At 73.3% G+C, this 7328-nt stretch carries 7 protein-coding genes; 5 read left to right on the top strand and 2 right to left on the bottom strand.

Annotation, left to right across the window (positions count from 1 at the left end; translation table 11 throughout):
• Positions 1-84: 84 nt before the first annotated feature.
• The gene (locus AB0O91_RS20695) at positions 85-759 is read right to left on the bottom strand and encodes a Tat pathway signal sequence domain protein (protein ID WP_363435153.1); all 675 of its coding nucleotides are present in this window, start codon (positions 757-759) and stop codon (positions 85-87) included.
• A gap of 608 nt (positions 760-1367) precedes the next feature.
• On the opposite strand from AB0O91_RS20695, the gene AB0O91_RS20690 reads away from it, so the two are divergent.
• From AB0O91_RS20690 to AB0O91_RS20680, 3 genes are all read left to right on the top strand, one after another.
• The gene (locus AB0O91_RS20690) at positions 1368-2132 is read left to right on the top strand and encodes a TetR/AcrR family transcriptional regulator (RefSeq protein ID WP_363435150.1); all 765 of its coding nucleotides are present in this window, start codon (positions 1368-1370) and stop codon (positions 2130-2132) included.
• 139 nt (positions 2133-2271) lie between these two features.
• Entirely contained in the window at positions 2272-2931 is a 660-nt protein-coding gene (locus AB0O91_RS20685; protein ID WP_363435149.1) for a DUF6230 family protein, read from the top strand.
• A 257-nt stretch (positions 2932-3188) separates the two neighbouring features.
• Positions 3189-3545 (top strand): DUF6114 domain-containing protein, encoded by a 357-nt coding sequence (locus AB0O91_RS20680; RefSeq protein ID WP_363435261.1) that lies wholly within the window; start codon positions 3189-3191, stop codon positions 3543-3545.
• Between the two features lie 127 nt (positions 3546-3672).
• On the opposite strand, the gene AB0O91_RS20675 is transcribed toward AB0O91_RS20680, so the two are convergent.
• Positions 3673-4755 carry an NAD(P)-dependent alcohol dehydrogenase gene (locus AB0O91_RS20675; RefSeq protein ID WP_363435146.1) on the bottom strand — a complete coding sequence of 361 codons (1083 nt, stop codon included), beginning with the start codon at positions 4753-4755 and terminating at the stop codon, positions 3673-3675.
• Between the two features lie 204 nt (positions 4756-4959).
• On the opposite strand from AB0O91_RS20675, the gene AB0O91_RS20670 reads away from it, so the two are divergent.
• Positions 4960-5865, top strand: a complete 906-nt coding sequence (locus tag AB0O91_RS20670) for a helix-turn-helix transcriptional regulator (RefSeq protein WP_363435143.1) — start codon at positions 4960-4962, stop codon at positions 5863-5865.
• A 140-nt stretch (positions 5866-6005) separates the two neighbouring features.
• Positions 6006-7292: a globin domain-containing protein gene (locus tag AB0O91_RS20665; protein WP_363435141.1), complete on the top strand. Its 1287-nt coding sequence runs from the start codon at positions 6006-6008 to the stop codon at positions 7290-7292.
• The last annotated feature ends 36 nt before the right edge of the window (positions 7293-7328 follow it).

Here is a 7328-nt window from a genome sequence, read left to right as displayed (position 1 = left end):
GCTGACCGCCGCCCGCGCCGACCTCGCCGCCGCCCACCACGCGGCCGGGGTGCTCGTGCTCGCGCGGAGTCCGGGTGCGGAACGTCAGTTGACGTACAGGACCGGGTTGCCCGCGGCGCTGCTGTCGGTGACCGGGCCGTAGGTGGCGCTGAAGTAGCCGGTGGAGAAGCACAGGCCGGGGCCGGAGACCAGGTTGGCCGGCTGGTTGCTGAAGCCGATGGTGCTGCCGCTGTTCGAGGTGTTGCCGGTGATGCCGTTGGGGCTCTGGTAGACGCAGCTGATCTGGCCCAGCAGGGTGTTCAGGACGACCGTGATGCCGACCGGGCCGGCGCTGGTGCCGTTGAGCGAGACGTTGTTGCTGCCGCCGCCGGAGACGACCGTGTTGGTGTACGGCAGGCTGGTGGCGGTGACGCTCTGCACGCTCATGACGCCCATGACGCTGGAGGTGCACTGGTCGAAGGACTGGGTGTTGAGCTGCTCGGTCGCGCTGCCGGGGGCGGCCGGGTTGGACGTCACGGTCGCGGCGAACGAGGAGCTGGCACAGCTGACCCCGTTGGTGCTGCCGGCGCCGTCGGTGAAGGTGGCGGCGGTGCCGGAGACCAGGTTGGCGACCAGGTTGTCGCCCACGGCGATGGCCGGGCCACTGGCGCTGCCCTGGGTGAGGACGGCGGCGGCGTTGGCCTGGGCCGGTGCGACGGCGGCGCCGGTGAGGGCGATGGCGGCGAGGGAAGCGGCTGCGAGCGTACGGCGGATGCGCATGAGGGTGCCTCTCTCCGTCCCGGGGACGGGTGGGGGAACCCCGCGTGCGGGGGTGGTGACGTGCACGGCGGGGGAGGTGCCTGGCGTGCCGGAGCTCCGTCGTACCGCGGGTGCGGGCGGGCCCGGCGCCACGGGCCCGCTCGTGCGGTACGGCGGTCTTTCGTTCGGTGCAGCGTGCTGTGTGCTCTGTGCTCTGTGTGCTGCGCGTCGTGCTTCGTGCGTGGTGCGGTGCGCGACGCGCGGTTCGGTGCCGGTCGCCGGTGTGACGGGTGTTGCGTCCGGCGGTGGTGCGTGGTACTTCGTGCAGGGCGCCCGTACGGCGGTGCCGGGTACGGGAGTTCGGTGCCCGACGGGGCGGAACGGGACGGTCCGGAACGCGGCGGCACGGCGCGGAGCCGTGCGGACGTGCGGTGCTGTCGGGTGCACATCGGCGGCTGCCACCGCCGTGGGCCCGGATCCGCCCTGGTCCGGGGCCCGGGCGGTCGGCCCGGGCCCGTCGGAGCCCCTGGATCCGACCGGTGGCGGCCTGCGCGCCGGCCGGTTGGAAACCTGGCAGAGTTGTAAACCCGGTGTTACGTCAATGTCAATACAGGACACAGGAGTTGGTGATGGGTCCCAAACACCTCCGGAGTTCCGACGTGGTCCTGCTGCCGGGCGCCCGGACCGGCCGGGATCCGGCCAGGTCGATCAAACCCGGCCCGCGCCGGCAGCCCGCCGGGGTGGTCGCCGCGACCCAGCGCGAACGGCTGCTGGACGGGCTGGTCCGGACGGTGGCCGAACACGGCTACCAGCACGCGACGGTGAGCGACATCTGCAGCGCGGCGGGGGTGACCAGGCCGGTCTTCTACGAGCTGTTCAGCGGCAAGGAGGACGCCTTCCTGGCCGCGCACCGCTACGGGACCGGGGTGGTGGTCCGGCGGATGGCGGCGGCCTTCGCGGCCGAATCCGACTGGTGCGCCGGGATCCGGCAGGCGCTCGGGGCGATGCTGCAACTCCTCGCCGGAACGCCGTCGTTCGCGACCATGGCGGTGGTCGAGATCGAGGCGGTCGGTCCGGCCGGGCGGCGCGAGCGGGACCAACTCCTGACCCGGTTCCGCGCGTTCTTCGCCGAAGTGCCCCAACTTCCGGGCGGTGTGGGTGTCCAGGAGATGGTGGACGCGGTGGTGGGAGGCGTCTACAGCGCGGTCTACCGCCGGATCTCCTCCGGCCGTACCGATCAACTGCCGGACCTGCTGCCGGTGTTGAGCATGTTCTGCCTGTCCCCCTTCCTCGGCCCGGCCGAATCGGCCCGTCGGCTCGGGTCGGGGATCGGGTCGAGGATCGGTGAAGATCCTTCGTGCACCTGTATTGACCCGGCGAATACCGAGCAGTAGCTTCCCAGTTACTCATCGCGCTCCGACCCGAGCCGCCCCGCTGCCGAGGGGCGGACGGACCGGTCGGAGCGCGGAACGCTGTCCGCGCCAGGACAACGTGCCAGTGCCTGCACACCCCATCCACCCACAGGGAGCACACATGGCCATGTCCGAGGAAGCCGCCGCCGCGGCGGAGTCCCCGCAGACGCCGACCGGGAGCACAAGAGGACGGGTGCGGATGAAGCGCTCCGTCCTGATGGCCGTGCCGGCCATCGCGGTCGGGGGCATCCTGATGACCCTCACCGCCCAGGGCGTGCTCGCCGCGCAGTTCTCCATCTCCGGCATGCCGTTCACCATCACCGCCGACAAGATCGACGGCGAGGGCTTCGCCCAGTTCGGCTCGCTCGACCACATGATTCCCGGCAGCCCCAACCAGGGCAAGACCGGCGGCCAGGTGCTGGTCGCGGTGTCGGCGATCAAGACCGCCGAGATCACCAACCTCTGCCAGAGCGTGGACCTCGGCGGCGTCAACCTGTTGATCCACGCGGGCGACCAGGGCACCCCGGTCGCCGCCTCCGACCTCACCACCGACTCCGACCTGCTGACCGCCGGCGACGCGCAGTTCAAGAACATCGAGATCGGCGGCGACGCCAGCACGTACACCAAGGCCGGCGACGTCGGCAAGGGCGGCCGGGGTGTCTTCGGGCAGCAGGCCGACCACGTCACGCTGACCAACGTCAACCAGCACAACTACGCGAGCACCGCCGTCGGGTTCAGGCTGCCCAACCTGCGGCTGAGCTTCAGCTCCAAGGGCTGCTGACCATGACGGAGTCCGTACCGGAACGGGCCGGAACCGGCGAGGGCGCCGGGTCGCGGAGCGAGGAGGTGGCGGCCGAGGGGACGGCCGCCCAGCCCGCCGCGGCCACCACCCCCGTCACCGGCGCCGCCGCTCCCGCCGGAGCCGCAGCGAGCGCTGCGTCCGCGAGCGCCGCCACGACCGACACGACCCCCGCGCCCGCGCGCCTCGCGGGCCGGGTCACACGCGACTGGCGGGGCGGGCGACCGTTCTGGGGCGGACTGCTGGTGACGCTCGGCGGCGCCGAGATCCTCTTCACGCTGTGGGCCCCGCTGCCCCTCCTGCTGCACATCTCGCTGGTGGGACTGGCGGGGTACCTGGTGCCGTCGGTGATGGTGCTGTGCGGCGTGCTGATCCTGTTCAACCCCGCGCAGCGGTTGTTCTACTCGATCCTCGCCGTGCTCGCCTCGCTGGCCAGTTGGGTGACCTCCAACCTGGGCGGCTTCGTGATCGGGATGCTGCTCGGCGTGGTGGGCGCCTGTCTGACCTTCGGGTGGCTGCCCGACCAGCCGCTGCGCCGTGGGCGCCAGCGGCGGGAGGACCGGCGCGCGCAGCGCCGGGCGGCGGCGGGGGTCTGAGGGCGGGGACCGGCCGGGAGTCGTCGGCGACGCCCCGCGCCCCGGTGGTGGGAGAGCACCGGGGCGCGGGGTGTTCCGTGCGGTCTCCGACCGGCGCCGGTCGGAGACCGACCCCGGTCGGAGGGCGTCAGATGGTCGAGGCGTCGATCACGAAGCGGAACCGGACGTCCCCGTCCAGCACCCGCCGGTACGCCTCGTTGATCTGCTCGGCCCGGATCACCTCGATCTGCGCGGTGATGCCGTGCTCGGCGCAGAAGTCCAGCATCCGCTGGGTCTCCGGCAGCCCGCCGATCGCCGAACCGGCCAGCGAGCGGCGCCCGATGGCCAGCGGGAACGGGTGCAGGGTGAGCGGCTTCTCCGGCACGCCGACCTGCACCATGGTGCCGTCGACCCGCAGCAGACCGATGTAGGCGGTCAGGTCGAGGTCGGCGGAGACGGTGTTGACGATCAGGTCGAAGCTGCCCGCGAGCTCCTCGAAGACCGCCGGGTCGGAGGTGGCCCGGTAGTGGTCCGCGCCCAGCCGCAGGCCGTCCTCGCGCTTGCGCAGCGACTGGCTCAGCACGGTGACCTCCGCGCCCATCGCGTGGGCGAACTGCACCCCCATGTGGCCGAGCCCGCCCAGGCCCACGATCGCCACCTTCTTGCCGGGGGCGGCGCCCCAGTGGGCCAGCGGCGAGTACACCGTGATGCCCGCGCACAGCAGCGGCGCGGCGGCGTCCAGCGGCAGGCCGTCCGGGATGCGCAGCGCGTACTCCTCGTCCACCACCAGTTCGGCGGCGTAACCGCCGTAGGTCGGTCGGCCGTCCTTGCCGACGGCGTTGTAGGTGAAGACCATGCCGCCCTCGCCGGTGCAGTACTGCTGCAGCCCGGCCCGGCAGTTGTCGCACTCCCGGCAGGAGTCGACGAAGCAGCCGACCCCGACCCGGTCGCCGACCTTCCAGCGGGTGACGCCCGGGCCGACCTCGCTGACCAGCCCGGCGATCTCGTGGCCGGGGACCATCGGGAAGATGCCGTCGCCCCAGTCCTCGCCCACCTGGTGGATGTCCGAGTGGCAGATGCCGGAGTAGCGGATGTCGATCACGATGTCGTGCTCGCCGACGGCCCGGGTGGTGACGGTGGTCTTGGCCAGCGGGGTGTTGGGGCGCTGCGCCGCGTAGGCGGCGACGGTGCGGGTGGCGGTGTGCTGCGTGGCTGTCGTCTCGTCGGTCATGCCCATCAGACTGCGCCGGGTCGGCGGGGCCAACCAGGTCGGCGTTCTTCGTACGACAGCCGCACGTACGACGGTCGTGCGTAGGACGGCGGCGCGTACCACGGCGGCACGTACGGGAGCACAGCGTAGGAGCGCGGAACCTACGCACGGCAGTATCACCCTCGCCCGCCCCCGGGCCCGCCGCCGCGCCCGCATACTGCAGTCATGGACCAGCGCACCGAACTCAGCGAGTTCCTCCGATCCCGCCGCGCCCGGCTGCGGCCCGAGGACGTGGGCCTGCCCGGCGGCACCACCCGCCGACGGGTGCCCGGGCTGCGCCGCGAGGAGCTGGCCCAGCTGGCCGGAGTCAGCACCGCCTACTACACCCGGCTCGAACAGGGCCACGGCGAGAACGTCTCCGCGGCGGTCCTGGACGCCGTCGCCCGGGTGCTGCGGCTCGGGCCGGCCGAGCGCGACCACCTCGGCCGGCTCACCACCCCCGCCCGCCGCCGCCCCGGGCGCACCGCCTCCGCCCGCCCGCAGCGGGTGCGGCCCGCGCTGCAACAGCTGCTGGACGCGATGGAAGGCGTGCCCGCGTACGTGCTCGGGCGGCGGCTGGACATCATCGCCTGGAACCGGATCGGCACCGCGCTGCTCGGCGACTTCGCGGCGATGCCGCCCGAGCAGCGCAACATGGCCTGGCACGTCTTCCTCGACCCGGCCGCCCGCCGGCTCTTCGAGGACTGGGAGGGCAAGGCCAGCGACGTGGTCGGGCTGCTGCGGCTGGAGGCCGGCCGCTACCCGGACGACCCGCGGCTCGCCTCACTGGTGGGCGAACTCTCGCTCAAGTGCGAGGACTTCCGCAATCTCTGGGCCAGCTACCGGATCAAGGAGAAGGGGCAGGGCACCAAGCGGCTGCACCACCCGGTGGTCGGCCCGCTCAGCCTCCGGTACGAGACCCTGTACCCGGCCGGGGACTGCGACCAGGTGCTGGTCACCTACCACGCCGAACCGGGCAGCCCGTCCGCGGAGTCCCTGCGGTTGCTGGCCAGTTGGGACGCCACCGAACGCCGGTCCGCGGCCGGTCAGGCGGCCGACCGGGTCACCGGGCAGGGTCACGAGGTCCGTTGACGGGCAGGGCCGCGAGGTCCGTCGGCGGGCAGGGCCGCGAGGTCCGTCGGCGGGGAGTGGAGTGGGTCGATGGTCCCGGGCGGGCCCGGGGCCATCGGCCCTTCCGGTGACCCGCGGCCCGGCAGTTGACTGGGCAGGTCATGGACAACAGCAGCCAGGCCACCGCGGCCGCCACCGCCACCGCCGAGTACGACCGTCTGATCGCCCGCCACCATGCGATGAGACTGCGGCGCCAACTCCTCGCCCCCGCCTCGCCGTCGGGGAGCGGGCCCGGAGCCGGAGCCGGAGCCGGAGCCGGGCCCGGAGTCGGCGACCACGGCCTCGGCGGCTGCGAGGGCTACGACGGCGCCGCGGACCAGCACCTGATCCGGCGCGACCTGGACCTCGTCGCCCCGCTGTCCGCGCTGATCGACCAGCTCTACGCGGTCATGTTCCGCCGCCGCCCCTACCTGCGTCCGCTCTTCCCCGCCTCGATGGAGTTCCAGCAGGCCCACCTGGAACGGGTCTTCCACCACCTGGTCGACCACCTCCACCAGCCCGCCGAACTGGACCGCACGCTGCGCCAACTCGGCCGCGACCACCGGAAACTGGGTGTTCGGCCGGTCCACTACGAGGCCTTCGAGGAGGCCCTCCGGGCGGCCCTGCGGATGCGGGCCGGCGAACGCTGGACCGAAGGCCTCGAAGCCGCCTGGGTGCGGATGCTGCGCTTCGCCGTCGGCGCGATGGTGGCCGGCGCCGACTCCGCGCTCACCGAACCCCCCTACTGGCACGCCGTGGTGACCGGCCACGAGCGCCGTCGCCCCGACCTCGCCGTGCTCCGGGTGCGCACCGGCGAACCGTACCCCTACCGGGCGGGCCAGTACGGCACCGTCGAACACCCGGCCCTGCCGCACACCTGGCGGCAGTACTCGATGGGCTGCGCCCCGCGCGGCGACAACGAGTTGGAGTTCCACGTCCGCCGCACCGGCCCCGGCGGCGTCAGCGCGGCGCTGGTCGGGTGCACCGCCGTCGGCGACCGGCTGCGCCTCGGCCCGCCGCGCGGCGGCCTGCTGCCCGACGGCGACGCCCGCGACCTGCTGCTGGTCGCGGGCGGCACCGGGCTCGCCCCGATGAAGGCGATCGTCGAGCAGCAGGCCCTGCACCGCCCGCCGGGCCGCCGGGTCCACCTGTTCGTCGGCGCGCGCGACCGCTCCGACCTCTACGACTGGCAGGCGCTATCCGAACTCGTCCTGCACAAGCCGTGGTTGTCGCTCACACCGGTGACGGCCGGGCGGCTCGCCGACACCGTCGCGGCCGCCGGCGACTGGCGAGAGCACCTGGCCTGCGTCAGCGGCCCGGCCGGGATGATCGCCTCGGTGCGCACCGAACTGCTCGCGGTGGGGCTGCCGTTGACCCGGGTGCGGTTCGACCAGCCGCTCCGCGCCTAGCCGCCGCCGGCAGCTGCCGGTGGGGGCAGCTGCCGT

This window comes from Kitasatospora sp. NPDC089797 (assembly GCF_040684795.1).
Taxonomy (GTDB): domain Bacteria; phylum Actinomycetota; class Actinomycetes; order Streptomycetales; family Streptomycetaceae; genus Kitasatospora.
The sequence above is the reverse complement of the archived record's forward strand: the minus strand, read 5'-3'. Positions and strand labels throughout refer to the sequence as shown.

Coding starts and splice junctions, on each gene's coding strand:
- AB0O91_RS20675 (WP_363435146.1), bottom strand. CDS start 4,755: ATGACCGACGAGACGACAGCCACGCAGCACACCGCCACCCGCACCGTC.
- AB0O91_RS20690 (WP_363435150.1), top strand. CDS start 1,368: ATGGGTCCCAAACACCTCCGGAGTTCCGACGTGGTCCTGCTGCCGGGC.
- AB0O91_RS20670 (WP_363435143.1), top strand. CDS start 4,960: ATGGACCAGCGCACCGAACTCAGCGAGTTCCTCCGATCCCGCCGCGCC.
- AB0O91_RS20665 (WP_363435141.1), top strand. CDS start 6,006: ATGGACAACAGCAGCCAGGCCACCGCGGCCGCCACCGCCACCGCCGAG.
- AB0O91_RS20685 (WP_363435149.1), top strand. CDS start 2,272: ATGGCCATGTCCGAGGAAGCCGCCGCCGCGGCGGAGTCCCCGCAGACG.
- AB0O91_RS20695 (WP_363435153.1), bottom strand. CDS start 759: ATGCGCATCCGCCGTACGCTCGCAGCCGCTTCCCTCGCCGCCATCGCC.